The following is a 20,194-nucleotide window of genomic DNA, read 5'->3' on the forward strand; positions in this document are numbered from 1 at the left end:
ATGGCGTTTGCTCTGACCGCTGCCCAACGCAATATCTGGCTGGACCAGATGACCCGAGGCGATTCGCCGCTGTACAACATCGGCGGCTATCTGGATATCGAGGGGCACCTCGATCCCGAGGTGTTCCAGCGGTCGGTCGACCTGCTGATGCAAAAGCACGACGCCTTGCGCATGGTCCTGCTCGACCAGCGCGACGAGGAGGGCGTGCCGCTGCAGTCCTTTGCCGAAACACTGCCGATGTGCGTGGCACCGATCGACCTGCGGGGCGAGGCGGATCCCCGGCAGGCTGCCCAGCGCTGGATGCAACGCCAGATCGAGACCGCCTTCGAGATGCGCGGCGGCCCGTTGTTCCGTCTCCATTTGCTCAGGATCGACGAGCAACGCTATTACTTTGTCATCCACGTCCACCATATCGTGCTCGATGGCTGGGGTATCGATGCGCTATTCGCTTCTCTCGGTCAGATCTACAACGCACTGCTCGATGAGCGTACGCCGGATCTGACGGCGCCGTCCTATGTCGACTTCATCGAGGACGACCACGCTTACCGCCAGTCGCCGCGTTTCGCCCACGACCAGGCCTACTGGCTGGAAAAGTACAGCGAGCTGCCCGAACCCTTGCTGCCCCCACGCCACCTCCAGGCCCAGGGCGAAGGCCCGATCCGCAGCGGCCATTTCACCTGCGGTTTTGCCCGGCACTTCGACATCAGCCTCGACGAACTGGCCCAGAGCGTTCAGGCCTCGCGTTTCCACGTTCTGCTGGCGGTACTGTATGTCTACTTCACCCGGATCCATGCGCGCGATGAGCTGGTGGTCGGCGTGCCGATCCTCAACCGTTCCAATGCCAAGTTCAAGAAAACCCTGGGGCTGTTTACCCAACTCAGCGCGGTGCGCCTGAGGTTTGGCGATGAGCTGTCGTTTGCCGAGCTGGTGCAGGGCATCTGTCGGGCGGTCAAGCAGGATTACCGCTACCAGCGTTTCCCGCTCAGCGATCTCAACCGCTTGCTGGAACTGCGCCGTACCGACCGTCTGCAGCTGTTCGACCTGACATTCTCCTACGAGCCGCACCATTACCTGATCCGCTTCGGCCAATCGAGCGCCCGGGTGTACAAGTCCTCGAACGATCATGAACAGACGCCGCTGGCCATCCACCTGCGCACCAACCTCCACGACAATGAATCCCGGCTGCACTACATCTACAACGAGGCGTATTTCCAGGCCGACGAGATCGAGCCGATGGCCGAGCGCCTGCAGCATGTGCTGGACCAGGGGCTGGCGAATGCGCAGTTGCCCGTGCGCGCGTTCTCCGTGCTCAATGCGAGCGATGCCTCGCAGTTGCAGGCATGGAATGCCGGGCAGCAGCCGTTCGCCCAGACGCAGACGATCCACCAGCAGTTCGAGGCCCGCGCCGCCGAGCGGCCGGAGGCCGTGGCGCTGGTATACCAGGACGAAAGCCTGACCTACGGCGAACTCAACGCCCGCGCCAACCAGGTGGCCCACCGCCTGCTGGCCCTGGGCGTGCGCCCGGATGACCGGGTGGCCATCTGCGTCGAACGCGGCCCGGCGATGATCATCGGTCTCTTGGGTATCCTCAAGTCCGGTGCCGGCTACGTGCCGCTGGACCCGGCCTATCCCCGTGAGCGCCTGGCCTACACCCTGGGCGACAGTGAACCGGTGGCCTTGTTGAGCCAGCAGTCGGTGCAGGAGGCCTTGCCACCAGTGCAGGTGCCGGTGATCAATCTCGATGATCTGGATCTACGGGACGAGTCCGTCCGCAATCCGCAGGTGCCGGGGCTGACGTCCGCGAGCCTGGCCTACGTGATCTATACCTCCGGCTCCACCGGTCTGCCCAAGGGCGTGATGGTCGAGCACCGCAACGTCGCGCGGCTGTTCACGGCCACCGAGGACTGGTTCGGTTTCAACGAACAGGACACCTGGGCGCTGTTCCACTCGTTCGCCTTCGACTTCTCGGTCTGGGAAATCTGGGGCGCGCTGCTGCACGGCGGGCGTCTGCTGATCGTGCCGCAACTGGTCAGCCGCTCGCCACAGGATTGCTACGCACTGCTGTGCAGCGCCGGGGTGACAGTGCTCAACCAGACGCCGAGCGCGTTCCGCCAACTGATTGCCGCCCAGGGCGACAACGCCCAGCCCCATGCACTGCGCCAGGTGATCTTCGGCGGTGAGGCGCTGGACACGGCGATGCTCAAGCCCTGGTATGCGCGGTCCGTGAACGCCGGTACGCAACTGGTGAACATGTACGGCATCACCGAAACCACGGTGCACGTGACCTATTACCCATTGCAGGCCGAGGATGCCCTGCGCATCGGGGCGAGTCCGATCGGCAAGCGCATTCCCGACCTGCGCCTGTACCTGCTCGATGGCCATGGGCATCCGGTACCGCCTGGCGTGGTGGGCGAGTTGTATGTCGGCGGCGCGGGCGTGGCCCGGGGTTATCTCAACCGTGAGGAATTGAACGCTTCACGCTTCCTCGACGATCCGTTCGACCCGGCCCCGGGGCGCGGATGTACCGCTCCGGCGACCTGGGTCGCTGGTTGGCCGACGGCAGCCTGGAGTACCTGGGGCGTAACGACGAGCAGGTGAAGATCCGCGGTTTCCGTATCGAACTGGGCGAGATCGAGGCGCAACTGGCCGCCTGCGAGGGCGTGCGTCATGCGCTGGTGCTGGTGCGCGAGGACGAGCCGGGTGACAAGCGCCTGGTGGCTTATGTCATCTCTGCCGCCGGCGTCGAGCTGGACGCCGTGCAACTGCGCGAGCAACTGCGCCTGACGCTGGCCGAATACATGCTGCCGAGCGCCTTCGTCAGTCTGCAGGCCTTCCCGCTGACCGCCAATGGCAAGCTCGATCGCAAGGCCCTGCCGGCGCCTGCGGCCGAGGCCTATGCCCGGCGCGAATACGTGGCCCCCGAGGGCGCGGTGGAAGTGACCCTGGCCGGGTTGTGGGCCGAGTTGCTCGGCGTGGACAGGGTGGGGCGCCACGATCAGTTCTTCGAACTGGGCGGCCACTCGCTGCTGGCGGTGAAACTGCTCGAACGCATGCATGAGGTCGGCCTGAAGGCCGATGTGCGGGTGCTGTTCGGTCAGCCGACCCTGGCCGCCCTGGCGGCCGCCAGCGGCCACGCAAGCGAAGTGCAGGTCCCGGCCAACGGCATCCCCGCCGGTTGCCGGCACATCACCCCGGACATGCTGCCCCTGGCCCGATTGAGCCAGGCCCAGATCGACCGCGTGGTCGCCGGCGTGCCGGGTGGCGCGGCCAATGTCCAGGATATCTATGCCCTGGTGCCATTGCAGGAAGGCATTCTCTATCACCACTTGAGCAGCGACGAGGGCGATCCCTACCTGTTGCGGGCTCTGCTGCGGGTCGACCGTTTCGAACGGTTGCTGGATTTCAGCGAGTCCTTGCAGGCGGTGATCGACCGGCACGATATCCTGCGCACCAGCGTGGCCTGGGAGGAACTGGACGAGCCGGTCCAGGTGGTCTGGCGCCAGGCCCGGCTGCGCCTCGAGGCGTTCCTGCCGCATCCGGATCAAGGTGACGTGGCGACCCAGTTGCAACAGCACTTCGACCCGCGCCGGATGCGCCTGGATCTGCACCAGGCTCCGATGATGCGTCTGCACTACGCCGAGGATGCCGCCAACGGCGGTTGGGTCGCGGTCCTGCTGTTCCATCACCTGATCGACGATGCCACTTCCCTGGCCCTGCTGGGCCGGGAGATCGAGGCCTTCAGTCAGGGCCGGGGCGCCGAGCTGGCGCCTTCGGTGCCGTATCGCAACCATGTCGCCCAGGCTCGCCTGGGGGTGACTCGTGAAGAGCATGAGGCGTTCTTCCGCGAGATGCTCGGCGATGTCGACGAGCCGACCCTGCCCTTCGGCCTGCAGGACCTGCAGGGAGACGGCAGCGGCATCGAGGAGGCCCACCTACCGGTGGATCCGGTCCTGGCCCGGCGGCTGCGGGATCAGGCCCAGCGCCTGGGGGTGAGCAACGCCAGCCTGCACCACCTGGCCTGGGCGCAGGTGGTGGGGCGTCTGTCCGCTCGCCAGGACGTGGTCTTCGGCACCGTGCTGATGGGCCGCCTGCACGGTGGCGAGGGCGCCGATCGCGCCCTGGGCATGTTCATCAATACCCTGCCGTTGCGAATCGCGGCAGGGGAGCAGGGTATCCAGGCGGCCGTGCGCACGACCCACGGGCGACTGGCGGCCTTGCTCGGTCATGAACATGCACCGTTGTCGCTGGCCCAGGCTTGCAGTGGCGTCGCGGCGCCGACCCCGTTGTTCAGCGCGCTGATGAACTACCGGCATGCCGCCGTGGGTGCCCAGGCACCCGAGGACGTCGGTCAGGCCAGGATCTGGGGTGGTGTCGAAGTGCTGGGTGGCGAGGAACGGACCAACTATCCGCTGTCGCTGTCGGTGGACGATCTGGGGGATTCCTTCGGCCTCACCGTTCAGGCCGTGGCCGGAGTCGGCGCGCAACGGATCTGCGGCTACCTGCATACCGTGCTGGAGCAACTGGCCGAAGCGCTGGACAGCCGGCCCGATGCGCCACTGCACAGCCTGGACTGGTTGCCGCCGCAGGAGCGCCGGCAGCTGCTGGAGGACTTCAACGCCTTCGATCGCGCCTATCCGCCAGGACTGCTGGTCCATCAACTGTTCGAGGTCCACGCTGCCGCACAACCTGACGCCGTGGCCGTCACCTATGAAGGCCAGCGCCTGAGTTATGCCGAGCTGAACCAGTGGGCCAACCAGATTGCCCACCGGCTGATCGCCGAGGGCATCGGCGCCGACGACCGGGTGGCGATCTGTGTCGAGCGCAGCCTGGAAATGGTCGCCGGCCTGGTGGGCATTCTCAAGGCCGGTGCCGGCTACGTGCCGTTGGACCCGTCGTACCCGGCCGAGCGCCTGGCCTATATGCTGGAAGACAGCGCCCCCAGGGTGCTGCTGACCCAGCGGGGCCTGCGCGAGCGTTTCCCCCAGGCGACCATGCCGGTGTTGCGGCTGGAGGCCGAGGCCAGGGGCGAGAGCGGCATTGACGCCGCGCCCCGGCACAATCCGCAACTCCCGGCACTGACCCCGCAGCACCTGGCCTACCTGATCTACACCTCGGGTTCCACCGGCCAGCCCAAGGGTGTGGCCATGCCCCACGCGCCACTGGTCAACCTGATGCAGTGGCAGATTGCCCAGGCCGCCGAGCAGGGCCGGCCCGTGCAGCGTACCTTGCAGTTCGCCGCCCTGGGTTTCGACGTGGCGTTCCAGGAAGTCTTCAGCACCCTGTGTGCCGGTGGCGAGCTGTCGCTGATCCATGCCGATATCCGCCTGGATTTCCGCCGGCTGTTCCAGCATATCTGCCAGCAGCGCATCGAACGGCTGTATATGCCGTGCATTGCCCTGCAGGCCCTGGCCGAGGCCATGGCGGCCGAAACCGGGCAGCCGGCCTGCGCCTTGCAGGATGTGATCACCGCCGGTGAGCAGTTGCGGATCACCGGGCCGATGCGGCGCTTCTTCGAGCGTCTGGACGCGGCGCGTCTGCACAACCACTATGGCCCGACCGAATCCCATGTCACCACGGCCCTGACCCTGAGCGGCGATCCACAGGCCTGGCCGACCTTGCCGAGCATCGGCCAGCCAGTGGCCAACACCCGTATCTACCTGCTCGATGAACAACGCCGGCCGGTGCCGGTGGGTGTAGCGGGGGAGATCTACATTGGTGGTGCCTGCGTCGCCCGAGGCTATCTGAACCGTGATGAACTGACCGCCGAACGCTTTATCGCCGATCCGTTCGCCACCACCGAAGGGGCGCGCCTGTACCGGACCGGTGACCTGGGTCGCTGGCAGCCCGACGGTCATATCGACTACCTGGGCCGCAACGACGACCAGATCAAGATTCGCGGTTTCCGTATCGAACTTGGCGAAATCGAGGCGCGCCTGGGCCAGTACCCTGGCTTGCGGGACACGGCGGTACTGGCCCGTGAGGACCGTCCCGGCGAAAAACGCCTGGTGGCGTATTTCAGCCTGCAGGACGGCCAGGCGCTTCCCGAGGCCGATGACCTGCGCCTGCATTTGCAGGCGTTGCTGCCCGACTACATGATTCCAGCGGCCTATGTGCACCTGGAAAAACTCCCGGTTTCGCCCAACGGCAAGCTGGACCGCCGCGCGCTACCCGAACCTTCGGCCGATGCCTTCGTCAGCCGCGACTACCAGGCGCCGGCCGGTGCCATCGAAACCAGCCTGGCCGCGCTCTGGTGCGAAGTGCTGGGTGTCGAACGGGTCGGCCGCCAGGATCATTTCTTCGAGCTGGGCGGTCATTCGTTGCTGGCGGTGAAACTGATCGAGCGCATGCGCCAGGCCGGCCTGAGTGCCGACGTGCGCGTGCTGTTCGGCCAGCCGACCCTGGCGGCGCTGGCGGCCGCCGTGGGTGGCGGGATCGAGATCGTGGTGCCGGCCAATGGCATTCCCGCCCACTGCGAGCGCATCACCCCGGATATGCTGACCCTGACCCAGCTGGACCAGGACAGCATCGACCGTATCGTCGCCGGCGTGCCTGGCGGCGTCGGCAACGTGCAGGATATCTACCCGCTGGCGCCGTTGCAGGAAGGTATCCTCTATCACCATATCAGTGCCGAACAGGGCGATCCCTATCTGCTGCAAGCGACCTTTGCCCTGCAGGACCTGGCTCAGCTGCGCCGTTTTGCCGACGCCCTGCAAGCGGTGATCGATCGCCATGACATTCTGCGCACGGCGTTGCTCTGGCAAGGTCTGGAACAGCCGCAGCAAGTGGTTCTGCGCCATGTCGAACTGCCGCAGGAGCAATTGCCGCTGGACCCGGCCGAGGGCGATATCCTCGGCCAGTTGCAGCGTCGCTTCGACCCCCGCGAATGTCGCCTGGACCTCACCCGGGCTCCGCTGATGCACCTGGCGTTCGCCGAGGATCCGGCCAACCGGAGGTGGGTGGCGATCCTGCTGTTCCACCATATCGCTCTCGATCACACCGCGCTGGACGTGATGAGCGCAGAGATGCTCGTCCATCTGCAGGGCGTGGCCGGGCAACTGCCGGCAGCCATGCCATACCGCAACTACGTGGGCCAGGCGCGCCTGGGGGTGAGCCGCGAGCAGCACGAAGCGTTCTTCCGCGAGATGCTCGGCGATGTCGAAGAGCCGACCCTGCCGTTCGGCCTGCTGCAGGTGCAGGGCGACGGGCGGGGCGTCAAGGAAGTCCGCCGCGATCTGCCGGCGGATCTTTGCCAACGCCTGCGCACCCAGGCCCGGCAACTGGGGGTGAGCGCGGCGAGCCTGCATCACCTGGCCTGGGCCCGGGTGCTGGGTGGCGTCAGTGGGCGTGACGACGTGGTGTTCGGCACGGTACTGCTGGGGCGGATGCAAAGCGGCGAGGGCGCGGATCGGGCGCTGGGGATGTTCATCAACACCCTGCCGTTGCGCGTCGACGTTGGCGCCTGCGGGGTGCGCGATGCGGTGCGCCAGACCCACCAGCGCCTGACCGCGCTGCTCGGGCACGAACATGCGCCATTGGTCCTGGCCCAGCGTTGCAGTGCGGTGGCGGCCTCGTCGCCGCTGTTCAGCGCGCTGCTGAACTACCGGCACAGCCCGGCACGCGAAGCCAGCGGTGGCGATCAGTGGGCCGGAACCCAGGTGCTCGGCGTGCTCGAACGGACCAATTACCCTTGCACCTTGTCGGTGGACGATCAGGGCGAAGGTTTCCTGTTGAGCGTCCAGGTCACGGCCGGAGTCGACGGTGAGCGGGTCTGCGGTTATATGCAGACAGCCTTGACCGAGCTGGTCGAGGCTTTGGAGTGCACGGCGGATGTGGCGGTGCGTGACCTGGCGCTGCTGTCGCACGCCGAACGCCGACATCTGCTGGAAGACTTCAATCCCGCTGCCGTGCCTTACCCTGCCGACCTGACCCTTGCCGGGCAGTTCGAAGCCCGGGTCCTGGCCAGCCCCGATGCGCTGGCGGTGGTCCAGGCCGGGCAAAGCCTGACCTATGCCGAACTGAATCGCCAGGCCAACCAACTGGCTCATCATCTGCTTGACCTGGGGGTTCAGCCTGACGATCGCATCGCCATCTGCGCCCGGCGCGGCCTCGACACGCTGGTCGGCCTGGTGGCGATCCTCAAGTCCGGCGCCTGCTATGTACCGATCGATCCATCCCACCCGACGGAGCGCCTGGCCTACCTGCTGCGCGACAGTGCACCACGGGTGCTGCTGACCCAGGCCGAGCTGCACGAACGGCTGCCAGCGGTCGAGGTGCCGGTGCTGCTGCTCGACGCCGAGGCACGCCGTGCGGCGGGTGTCGACGCGCAACCGCAGGACAATCCGGTGGTCGCCACGCTGGGCGCGGCAAATCTGGCCTATGTGATCTACACCTCGGGCTCGACGGGTGAACCGAAGGGCGTGATGGTCGAGCACCGCCAGTTGTCCAACCTGGTGAGCTGGCACTGCCGTGCCTTCGCGCTGACGGCGGGTGGCCAGACCGCCAGCGTTGCCGGTTTCGGCTTCGACGCGATGGCCTGGGAAATCTGGCCGGCGCTGTGCGCCGGGGCCACCTTGCACCTGCCCCCGGCAACCGCCGGCAGCGAGGATATCGACGGCCTGCTGAACTGGTGGCTGGCACAGCCACTGGAGGTGAGCTTCCTGCCGACGCCGATTGCCGAGTACGCCTTCAGCCAGTCGTTGCAGCACCCGACCCTGCGTACCCTGCTGATCGGCGGCGACCGCCTGCGGCAGTTCCCCGAGGGGCAGCGGTTTGCCCTGGTCAACAACTACGGTCCGACGGAAACCACGGTGGTGGCGACCTCGGGGCTGATAGAAGGGGGGGCTGCGGCGCTGCATATCGGCAAGCCGGTGGACAACACCCGGGTCTATCTGCTCGACGAGCAGTTGCATCCGGTACCGCTGGGCGTACCGGGTGAGCTGTATGTCGGCGGTGCCGGCGTGGCCCGTGGCTACCTGGGGCGTGCGGCGTTGACCGCGGAGCGTTTCTTCAAGGACCCGTTCAGCGGCGAACCCGAGGCGCGGATGTACAAGACCGGCGACCTGGCGCGCTGGCTGGCCGATGGCAACCTCGAGTACCTGGGGCGCAACGACGACCAGGTGAAGATCCGTGGCCTGCGCATCGAACTGGGCGAGATCGAAACCCGCCTGGCCGGGCATCCGGCGATCCAGGAGGCGGTGGTCCTGGCCCGTGAGGACCATCCCGGCGAGAAACGCCTGGTGGCCTACTACAGCTCGACCGATGCCACGCTGGAGATCGAGGCGCTGCGCGCCTACCTGCTGGAGCGACTGCCGGAGTACATGGTGCCTTCGGCCTATGTGGGCCTGGAGGCTTTCCCGCTGACCGCCAATGGCAAGATCGATCGTCGGGCGCTGCCGGTGCCGGATCTGGCGGCACTGGTCAGTCGTGGCTATGAAGCGCCGCAAGGGGACATCGAAATCACCCTGGCGCGAATCTGGAGCGAGGTCCTCACTGTTGAGCGGGTGGGGCGGCATGACCACTTCTTCGAACTGGGTGGGCATTCGCTGCTGGCGGTCACGCTGATCGAGCGTATGCGCCAGGCCGGGTTGAGCGCCGACGTGCGGGTGCTGTTCCGTCAACCGACCCTCGCGGCCCTGGCGGCGGCGGTGGGCAGCGGCACGGAAATCGTGGTGCCGGGCAACCTGATCCCCGCAGGCTGCGAGCGGATCACCCCGGACCTGTTGCCGCTGGTCAGCCTGACCCAGGCGCAGATCGACCACGTGGTGGCAAGCGTGCCGAAGGGTGCGGTGAACGTGCAGGATATCTATCCGTTGGCGCCGTTGCAGGAAGGTATCCTGTATCACCATCACCTGGCCGTGGACCACGCCGACCCTTACCTGCAACACGCACTGTTCAACTTCGACAGCCGGGCGCGGGTCGAGGCCTTCGTCCAGGCCCTGCAAGCGGTGATTGCGCGTCACGATATCCTGCGTACCGGCGTGGTCTGGGAAGGTCTGGACGAACCGGTGCAGGTGGTCTGGCGTCAGGCTGCCCTGACGGTGAGCGAGGTGTCGCTGGATCCGCAGGTCGCTGATATCGCCGAGCAATTGCGTGCCCGACTGGACGACCCACAGGTCCGTCTGGATATTCGCCAGGCGCCGATGCTGCGCCTGGACTATGCGCAAGACCGGCCCAACGGGCGCTGGACCGGTCTGTTGCAGTTCCACCATCTGGTCAACGACGCCACTTCGGTCGGGGTGCTGGTGGCTGAAGTCGAAGCCCATATGCAGGGGCGAGAGGAGCAGCTGCCGGCCTCGATTCCTTATCGCAACTATGTTGCCCAGTCCCGCCTGGGCGTGAGCCAGGCCGAACACGAGCAATTCTTCAGTGAAATGTTGGGCGATGTCGATGAGCCCACCTTGCCGTTCGGGCTGCAGGATGTGCAGGGCGACGGCCGCGGCCTCGAACAGGCCCAATGTCCTGTGGGCAGTGACCTCAGCCGCCGTCTGCGGATTCAGGCCCGGCAGTCGGGCGTCAGTGCCGCCAGTCTCTTTCACCTGGCCTGGGCCCGTGTCCTGGGCAGTGTCGCGGGCAAGGATGACGTGGTGTTCGGCACGGTGCTGCTGGGACGCCTGAAAGGCGGCGAGGGTGCCGACCGGGCATTGGGGATGTTCATCAATACCTTGCCTTTGCGCGTCGCGCTGGGTGGGCAGAGTGTGCGCGAAGGGATCATGAACACCCACGCGCGCCTGAGTGCCCTGCTCGGGCATGAGCATGCGCCGCTGATCCTCGCGCAAGGCTGCAGCGGCGTGGCCGCGCCGCTGCCGCTGTTCAGCTCGCTGCTGAATTACCGTCACCTGACGAGTGAGATTGCCGAACCGTCGGTCTGGAGCGGGATCGAGACCATTGCCGGCGAGGAACTGACCAACTACCCGCTGACGCTGTCGGTGGACGACCTGGGAGAAGACTTTGCCCTGCGCGTCGGTACCCTGGCGGGCACCGGTGCGCAACGGATTTGCGACTACATGCACACAGCTCTGGTGAATCTGGCCAATGCCCTGGAGCGGGCGCCCCAGACCCCACTTTCCGCGCTGTCGGTGCTCTCGGCTGCCGAACGCCGGCATCTGCTGGAGGATTTCAATCCTGCGACCGTGCCTTACCCTGCCGACCTGACCCTTGCCGGGCAGTTCGAAGCCCGGGTCCTGGCCAGCCCCGATGCGCTGGCGGTGGTCCAGGCCGGGCAAAGCCTGACCTATGCCGAACTGAATCGCCAGGCCAACCAACTGGCTCATCACCTGCTCGGCCTCGGCGTGCAACCTGACGATCGCATCGCCATCTGCGCCCGGCGCAACCTCGACACGCTGGTCGGCCTGGTGGCGATCCTCAAGTCCGGCGCCTGCTATGTACCGATCGATCCATCCCACCCGGCGGAGCGCCTGGCCTACCTGCTGCGCGACAGCGCGCCACGGGTGCTGCTGACCCAGGCCGAGCTGCGCGAACGGCTGCCGGCGGTCGAGGTGCCGGTGCTGCTGCTCGACGCCGAGGCCCGCAGCGCAGCGGGTGTCGACGCGCAACCGCAGGACAATCCGGTGGTCGCCACGCTGGACGCGGCAAATCTGGCCTATGTGATCTACACCTCGGGCTCGACGGGTGAACCGAAGGGCGTGATGGTCGAGCACCGCCAGTTGTCCAACCTGGTGAGCTGGCACTGCCGTGCCTTCGCGCTGACGGCGGGTGGCCAGACCGCCAGCGTTGCCGGTTTCGGCTTCGACGCGATGGCCTGGGAAATCTGGCCGGCGCTTTGCGCCGGGGCCACCTTGCACCTGCCCCCGGCAACCGCCGGCAGCGAGGATATCGACGGCCTGCTGAACTGGTGGCTGGCACAGCCACTGGAGGTGAGCTTCCTGCCGACGCCGATTGCCGAGTACGCCTTCAGCCAGTCGTTGCAGCACCCGACCCTGCGTACCCTGCTGATCGGCGGCGACCGCCTGCGGCAGTTCCCCGAGGGGCAGCGGTTTGCCCTGATCAACAACTACGGTCCGACGGAAACCACGGTGGTGGCAACCTCGGGGCTGATGGAAGGAGGGACTGCGGCGCTGCATATCGGCAAGCCGGTGGACAACACCCGGGTCTATCTGCTCGACGAGCAGTTGCATCCGGTGCCGCTGGGCGTACCGGGTGAGCTGTATGTCGGCGGTGCCGGCGTGGCCCGTGGCTACCTGGGGCGTGCGGCGTTGACCGCGGAGCGTTTCTTCAAGGACCCGTTCAGCGGCGAACCCGAGGCGCGGATGTACAAGACCGGCGACCTGGCGCGCTGGCTGGCCGATGGCAACCTCGAGTACCTGGGGCGCAACGACGACCAGGTGAAGATCCGTGGCCTGCGCATCGAACTGGGCGAGATCGAAACCCGCCTGGCCGGGCATCCGGCGATCCAGGAGGCGGTGGTCCTGGCCCGTGAGGACCATCCCGGCGAGAAACGCCTGGTGGCCTACTACAGCTCGACCGATGCCACGCTGGAGATCGAGGCGCTGCGGGCCTACCTGCTGGAGCGCCTGCCGGAGTACATGGTGCCTTCGGCCTATGTGGGCCTGGAGACTTTCCCGCTGACCGCCAATGGCAAGATCGATCGTCGGGCGCTGCCGGTGCCGGATCTGGCGGCGCTGGTCAGCCGCGGCTATGAAGCGCCGCAAGGGGACATCGAAATACGCCTGGCCGGGATCTGGCAAGAACTGCTGGGTATCGAAAAGGTCGGCCGCCATGATCATTTCTTCGAACTGGGCGGTCACTCGCTGTTGGCGGTCAGCCTGGTCGGGCGCATGCGCCAGGTCGGTCTGAGGGCCGATGTACGCGTTCTGTTCGACCAACCCACCCTGGCGGCCCTTGCGATAGCGACGGGCCAGGGCAGCGAGCTGGAAATCCCGGCCAACCTGATTCCCGCGGATTGCCAGCGGATCACCCCGGACATGCTGCCGCTGATCAGCCTTGAACAGGCCACGATCGATCGTGTCGTGGCCATGGTGCCCGGCGGCGTGGCGAATGTGCAGGATATCTACCCGCTGGCCCCCCTGCAGGAAGGGGTTCTCTATCATCACCTGGCGGCTGAACAGGGCGACCCCTATGTCCTGCAGACGCTGTTCGAGATGGCCGACCGTGAGCGTTTGAACACCTTTATCGACGCCTTGCAAAGCGTGATCGCCCGTCATGACATCCTGCGCACCGCCGTGCTCTGGCAGGGGCTGGAAACACCGCTGCAGGTGGTCTGGCGTCAGGCTCGGCTGTCTCTGGAAGAGGTCGAACTCGATGCAGCCGAAGGCGAGATCGTCGAGCAGTTGCAACAGCGCTTCGATCCCCGTCATTCGCGCCTGGACATGACCCAGGCACCGCTGATGCGGCTGGTCTTCGCCGAGGACCGGCCCCATCGACGCTGGGTGGCGATACTGTTGTTTCACCACATGATCCTCGACCATACCGCGATAGAAGTGGTCCTCCATGATATGCAGGCACACTTGCTGGGCCTGGCCGGCCAGCTCGGTGCCGCCGTGCCCTATCGCAACTATGTGGCCCAGGCCTGCCTGGGCACGAGCCGCGAGGCCCAGGAAGGATTCTTCCGCGAACTGCTCGGGGATATCGATGAACCGACCCTGCCGTTCGGGTTGCTCGATGTGCAGGGCGATGGTCGCGGTATCGAGAAAGGCAGCCTGGCCCTGGACCACCGCGTGGACTCGCGCCTGCGGGCCCAGGCCCGCCAGCTGGGGGTGAGTGTCGCCAGCCTGGTGCACCTGGCCTGGGCCCAGGTGCTGGGCAAGGTTTCGGGCAAGCGCACCGTGGTGTTCGGCACCGTGCTGATGGGCCGGATGCAGGGCGGCGAGGGCGTCGACCGGGCACCGGGGATGTTCATCAACACCTTGCCGCTGCGTGTGGAGTTGGCGGGACAGGGGGCTCGGGACGGGGTCCGGGCGACCCACGCCCGACTCACGGCGCTGCTGGGTCATGAACATGCGCCGTTGGTGCTGGCCCAGCGTTGCAGCGGTGTGGCTGCGCCGCTGCCGCTGTTCAGCGCGCTGCTCAACTATCGCCACAGTGTCGCGGCCGAACCCTCGGCTGAGGCGCTCGAGGCCTGGCGAGGTATCGAGGTGCTGGGCGCAGAGGAGCGCACCAACTACCCGTTGACCTTGAATGTCGACGACCTGGGTGACGGGCTCGAGTTGACGGTGCTGGTGACTGACAAGGTCGGAGCCCAACGCGTCTGCGGCTATATGCAGTCGGCGCTGGAACGCCTGGTCGATGCGCTGGAGCAGTCACCGGCTGCGGCGCTCGACAACCTGTCGATCCTGCCGGCCGACGAGCGTGAGCAGTTGCTGGTGGGCTTCAACGACACCGCGCTGGAATATCCGCAGGCGCAGACCATTCATGGGTTGTTCGAGGCCCAGGTGGAGCGTACGCCGGATGCCGTGGCGGTGATCCATGACGGCAGGCAGCTCAGCTATCGCGAACTGAACGAACAGGCCAACCGTCTGGCCCATGCCCTGCGCAAGCAGGGTGTGCAGCCGGACTCCCGCGTGGGGATCTGTGTCGAACGCGGCGCCGAGATGGTCGTCGGCCTGCTGGCGATTCTCAAGGCCGGGGGCGCCTATGTGCCGCTGGATCCAGCCTATCCGGCTGAGCGGATCGCCTACATGCTGCAGGACAGTGCGCCGGCCGTGGTGCTGGCCCAGAACGCGACCCAGGACCTGTTGGCCGGCGTGTCGGTGCCGGTGATCAATCTGGATCAGGGCACCTGGCAGGACGAATCCGTCCGGAATCCGCAAGTGCCGGGCCTGACCTCGGCCCATCTGGCCTACCTGATCTACACCTCGGGTTCGACCGGCTTGCCGAAAGGCGTGATGATCGAACACCGCAACACGGTGAACTTCCTGACCTGGGCCCACGGGGCCTTCGACAACGGGGCCTTGGACAAGACCCTGTTCTCGACCTCGCTGAACTTCGACCTGGCGGTCTACGAGTGCTTTGCACCACTGACCTCGGGCGGCAGTATCGAGGTGGTGAAGAACGTCCTGGAACTGCAACACGGCGAGCACGCTATCGGCCTGATCAACACCGTGCCTTCAGCGTTGAAAGCGCTGTTGGAAGTGGATGGTCTGCCTGCTTCAGTTCACACCGTCAACGTGGCCGGTGAAGCGCTGAAACGCAGCCTGGTGGAATCGCTGTTCGAGAAAACCACAGTCCAGTGCCTGTGCAACCTCTATGGCCCCTCGGAAACCACCACCTACTCCAGCTGGGTGGCCATGGACCGCGAAGACGGCTTCGCCCCGCATATCGGCAAGCCGGTGGGCAACACCCAGTTCTATCTGCTGGACGAACAGCAGCAACCCGTCCCGCTGGGCGTCCCGGGTGAAATCTACATCGGCGGTGCCGGCGTGGCCCGTGGCTACCTGAACCGCGATGATCTGACCGCCGAGCGCTTCCTCCGGGACCCGTTCAGCCAGGACGCTTCGGCAAGGATGTACCGCACCGGCGACCTCGGCCGCTACCTGCCAGATGGAAACATCGAATACCTGGGCCGCAACGACGACCAGGTGAAGATCCGCGGTTTCCGCATCGAACTGGGCGAGATCGATGCCCGCCTGGCGAAACACCCGGCGATCCGCGAAGCGGTGGTCACCGCCCGCGAGGACGTGCCGGGCGACAAGCGCCTGGTGGCCTACTACACCCTCCAGTCCGCCGATAACGAGCCGGCTATCGACAGCCTGCGCGGCTGGCTGCTGGGGCAATTACCGCCCTATATGGTCCCGGTGGCCTATGTGCGTCTCGATGCCTTGCCGCTGACCCCCAACGGCAAGCTCGACCGCAAGGCTCTGCCGGCCCCGGACGGGGATGCGCTGATCAACCGTGGCTACGAGGCCCCGCAAGGCGAAAACGAAACCCTGATCGCCGGGATCTGGCAAGAACTGCTGGGTGTCGCGCAGGTCGGCCGACATGACCATTTCTTCGAGCTGGGCGGCCATTCGCTGCTGGCCGTGAGCCTCATGGAACGGATGCGCCAGGAGGGGCTGGAGGCTGACGTCAGGGACCTGTTCGAACACCCCACCTTATCTGAATACGCGGCAACGATGGAAAGAATGGAGATTGTTCTGTGAGCGTGATCGAACTGTTGGCCGTATTGAAAGAGAAGGATGTGCAACTGGCTGTCAAGGGCGACCAACTGGTAGTCAGCGGCCGACGACAGTCCCTCAGCGAGCCCGCCGTGCTGGCGATGCTGCGCGACAACAAGGCGGCGCTGATCGAGCTGATCAACGCTGGCGAATACTCCAGTGGCAAGGCCGGCGAGGTGGAGATTCCCGCCCTGGCCATTCCGCCCGGTTGTACGTGCATCACCCCGGACATGTTGCCGCTGGTCAGGCTCGACCAGGCGGCCATCGAACAGATTGTCGCCACGGTCCCCGGCGGTGCGGGCAATGTGCAGGACATCTACCCGCTGGCGCCCTTGCAGGAAGGTATTCTCTATCACCATATTGCCGCCGGGCAGGGTGACCCCTATGTCCTGCAGGCGCAGTTCGCGATCGCCAGTCGCGCGCGTTTCGACGAGTTCGCTGCGGCCTTGCAGCAGGTCATCGACCGTCACGACATTCTGCGCACCAGCGTGGTCTGGGAAGGCCTGGACGAGCCGGTGCAGGTGGTCTGGCGCCAGGCCCGGCTGGCGATCACGGAAATCGACATCGATCCGCTCGCCGGCGCCGCCATCGAGCAATTGCAGCAACGTTTCGACCCACGGCATTACCGCCTCGATATCAGCCAGGCGCCCTTGTTGCGGCTGGCCTTCGCCCACGATGCGGTCAACCGGCGCTGGGTGGCGATGCTGCTGTTTCATCACATCGCCATCGACCACGCCGCCCTGGAAGTGGTGCAGCAGGAAATTCATGCGTACCTTTATGACCAGGCCCGGACGCTGGGCACGCCGGTACCGTATCGCAACTACGTGGCCCAGGCCCGGTTGGGCGTGAGCCGCGAGACCCATGAACGGTTCTTCCGCGAGATGCTCGGCGACGTCGACGAGCCAACGCTGCCATTCGGCCTGCAGGATGTCCGTGGCGACGGCCGTGGCGTCGAGGAAGCGACCCAGGCGCTGCCCGCCGAACTGAGTCGGCGCCTGCGCACCCAGGCCCGGCAGCAGGGAGTGAGCGTGGCGAGCCTGCATCACCTGGCCTGGGCCCAGGTACTTGGGCGCCTGTGCGGGCGCAGCGATGTGGTGTTCGGTACCGTGCTGTTGGGGCGGATGCAGGGCGGCGAGGGGACTCGGCGGGCGCTGGGCATGTTCATCAACACCTTGCCGCTGCGAGTGGCCGTCGGCGAGCAGGATGTGCGTGCCGGGGTCAAGGCGACCCATGCGCGGTTGAGCACGTTGCTGGGGCATGAACATGCCCCATTGTCCCTGGCTCAGCGTTGCAGCGGGGTGGCCGCGCCGACGCCGTTGTTCAGCACCTTGCTCAACTACCGGCACAGTTCGGCGGATACGGTGAGCGGCGAGACGGTGCAGTTGTGGGAGGGGATCGAGGTACTGGGTGGCGAAGAGCGCACCAACTATCCGCTGATCCTGTGCCTGGATGATCTGGGCGAAGGTTTCAGCCTGACCGTGCAGGCGGTCAGCGGAATCGATGCGCAGCGGGTCTGCGGTTATATGCAGACCGCGCTGGAGCAGTTGGTCCAGGCTTTGGAACGAGCTGCGACCGTCGCGCTCAACCGCCTGCCGATCCTGCCGGCCGACGAGCGCGAGCAGTTGCTGGTGGCGTTCAACGACACCGCGCTGGAATATCCGCAGGCGCAGACCATTCATGGGTTGTTCGAGGCCCAGGTGGAGCGTACGCCGGATGCCGTGGCGGTGATCCATGACGGCAGGCAGCTCAGCTATCGCGAACTGAACGAACAGGCCAACCGTCTGGCCCATGCCCTGCGCAAGCAGGGTGTGCAGCCGGACTCCCGCGTGGGGATCTGTGTCGAGCGCGGCGCCGAGATGGTTGTCGGCCTGCTGGCGATTCTCAAGGCCGGGGGCGCCTATGTGCCGCTGGATCCAGCCTATCCGGCTGAGCGGATCGCCTACATGCTGCAGGACAGTGCGCCGGCCGTGGTGCTGGCCCAGCATGCGACCCAGCAGTTGCTGGCCGGCGTGTCGGTGCCGGTGATCAATCTGGATCAGGGCACCTGGCAGGACGAGTCCGTCCGGAATCCACAGGTACCGGGCCTGACCTCGGCCCATCTGGCCTACCTGATCTACACCTCGGGTTCGACCGGCTTGCCGAAAGGCGTGATGATCGAACACCGCAACACGGTGAACTTCCTGACCTGGGCCCACGGGGCCTTCGACAACGGGGCCTTGGACAAGACGCTGTTCTCGACCTCGCTGAACTTCGACCTGGCGGTCTATGAGTGCTTTGCACCGCTGACCTCGGGCGGCAGTATCGAGGTGGTGAAGAACGTCCTGGAACTGCAACACGGCGAGCACGCTATCGGCCTGATCAACACCGTGCCTTCAGCGTTGAAAGCGCTGTTGGAAGTGGATGGTCTGCCTGCTTCAGTTCACACCGTCAACGTGGCCGGTGAAGCGCTGAAACGCAGCCTGGTGGAATCGCTGTTCGAGAAAACCACAGTCCAGTGCCTGTGCAACCTCTATGGCCCCTCGGAAACCACCACCTACTCCAGCTGGGTGGCCATGGACCGCGAAGACGGCTTCGCCCCGCATATCGGCAAGCCGGTGGGCAACACCCAGTTCTATCTGCTGGACGAACAGCAGCAACCCGTCCCGCTGGGCGTCCCGGGTGAAATCTACATCGGCGGTGCCGGCGTGGCCCGTGGCTACCTGAACCGCGATGATCTGACCGCCGAGCGCTTCCTCCGGGACCCGTTCAGCCAGGACGCTTCGGCAAGGATGTACCGCACCGGCGACCTCGGCCGCTACCTGCCAGATGGAAACATCGAATACCTGGGCCGCAACGACGACCAGGTGAAGATCCGCGGTTTCCGCATCGAACTGGGCGAAATCGACGCCCGCCTGGCCAGACACCCGGCCATTCACGAAGCGGTGGTCACCGCCCGCGAGGACGTGCCGGGCGACAAGCGCCTGGTGGCCTACTACACCCTGGCCGAGGGTCATGCTTCGGTGGAGATCGACAGCCTGCGCCGCCACCTGCAGGAAAAACTGCCGGAGTACATGGTCCCGGCCGTCTACGTCGTCCTGGAAAAACTGCCGCTGACCCCGAACGGCAAACTGGACCGCAAGGCCCTGCCGGCACCGGACAGCAGTGCCTTGAGCCATCGTGGCTACGAGGCTCCGCAAGGCGAAACCGAAATCGCTCTGGCGCGGATCTGGAGCGACTTGCTCAAAGTCGAGCAGGTCGGGCGTCACGATCACTTTTTCGAGCTGGGCGGCCATTCGCTACTGGCCGTCAGTCTGATCGGCCATATGCGCCAGGCCGGCCTCAGTGTCGATGTGCAGGCGCTCTTCAGCCAGCCGACCCTGGTGGCCCTGGCCGCGGCCGTGGGCGGCGGGCGGGAAATCGTCGTTCCGGCCAACCTCATCCCGGCCGGCTGCGAGCACATCACCCCGGCGATGTTGCCGCTGCTCAGCCTCGACCAGGCGGCTATCGATCGTATTGTCGCCAGCGTGCCGGGTGGGGCGGCGAATGTGCAGGATATCTACCCGCTGGCACCCTTGCAGGAAGGTATCCTTTATCACCACCTGTCGGCCGGCGCAGGCGATCCCTACGTCCTCCACGCACTGTTCACGGTGCCGGACCGCTCGCGGCTGGACGCCTTTGCCCAGGCGCTGCAACAGGTTATCGACCGGCATGACATCCTGCGCACCGCCGTGCTCTGGCAAGGTCTCGACGAGCCGGTCCAGGTGGTTTTGCGCCAGGCCCGGTTGCACTACGAGACCTTGGCGTTCGATCCGCGTTCTGGTGAGGTGGTGGACCAGCTCAAGGAACGTTTCGATACCCGCTACTCGCGGATGGATGTGACCCAGGCGCCGCTGATGCAACTGGTGTTCGCCGAGGACGAAGGACAGCAGCGCTGGGTGGCCATGTTGCGCTTCCACCACATGGCCCTGGACCACACGGCCCTGGAGGTGGTGCGTCAGGAAATCCAGGCGTACCTGCTGGGAGAGGCCGAGCAGTTGGGCAGCCCGGTGCCGTATCGCAACTATGTGGCCCAGGCCCGCCTCGGT

Annotated in this window: 3 protein-coding genes (1 of these 3 cut by a window edge); all 3 read left to right on the top strand. The window is 66.0% G+C overall.

Annotated features, from left to right (window positions below; translation table 11 throughout):
- Tightly spaced (each overlapping or abutting the next), the 3 genes in view from ACM62G_RS27520 to ACM62G_RS27530 form a layout consistent with a single transcriptional unit that may run on beyond the window.
- Positions 1-2,598, top strand: coding sequence for a non-ribosomal peptide synthetase (locus ACM62G_RS27520; protein ID WP_419736065.1), 2,598 nt, complete (start codon positions 1-3; stop codon positions 2,596-2,598).
- On the top strand, positions 2,520-16,115 hold the full coding sequence (locus ACM62G_RS27525; RefSeq protein WP_419736066.1) for an amino acid adenylation domain-containing protein: 13,596 nt from the start codon (positions 2,520-2,522) through the stop codon (positions 16,113-16,115). The genes ACM62G_RS27520 and ACM62G_RS27525 overlap by 79 nt, the downstream gene beginning before the upstream one ends.
- A protein-coding gene (locus tag ACM62G_RS27530; RefSeq protein ID WP_419736067.1) for an amino acid adenylation domain-containing protein crosses the window boundary here: on the top strand, positions 16,112-20,194 show its start. It continues 12,324 nt past the right edge of the window; only the first 4,083 of its 16,407 coding nucleotides appear in the window; the start codon lies at positions 16,112-16,114; the stop codon falls past the right edge of the window. The genes ACM62G_RS27525 and ACM62G_RS27530 overlap by 4 nt, the downstream gene beginning before the upstream one ends.

The sequence above is a fragment of the Pseudomonas sp. COR18 genome, from assembly GCF_048568395.1.
GTDB lineage: Bacteria > Pseudomonadota > Gammaproteobacteria > Pseudomonadales > Pseudomonadaceae > Aquipseudomonas > Aquipseudomonas fuscovaginae_B.

Bases quoted from the DNA above. Each gene is read 5' to 3' on its own strand.
- ACM62G_RS27520 (WP_419736065.1), top strand. From the start codon at position 1: ATGGCGTTTGCTCTGACCGCTGCCCAACGCAATATCTGGCTGGACCAG.
- ACM62G_RS27525 (WP_419736066.1), top strand. From the start codon at position 2,520: ATGTACCGCTCCGGCGACCTGGGTCGCTGGTTGGCCGACGGCAGCCTG.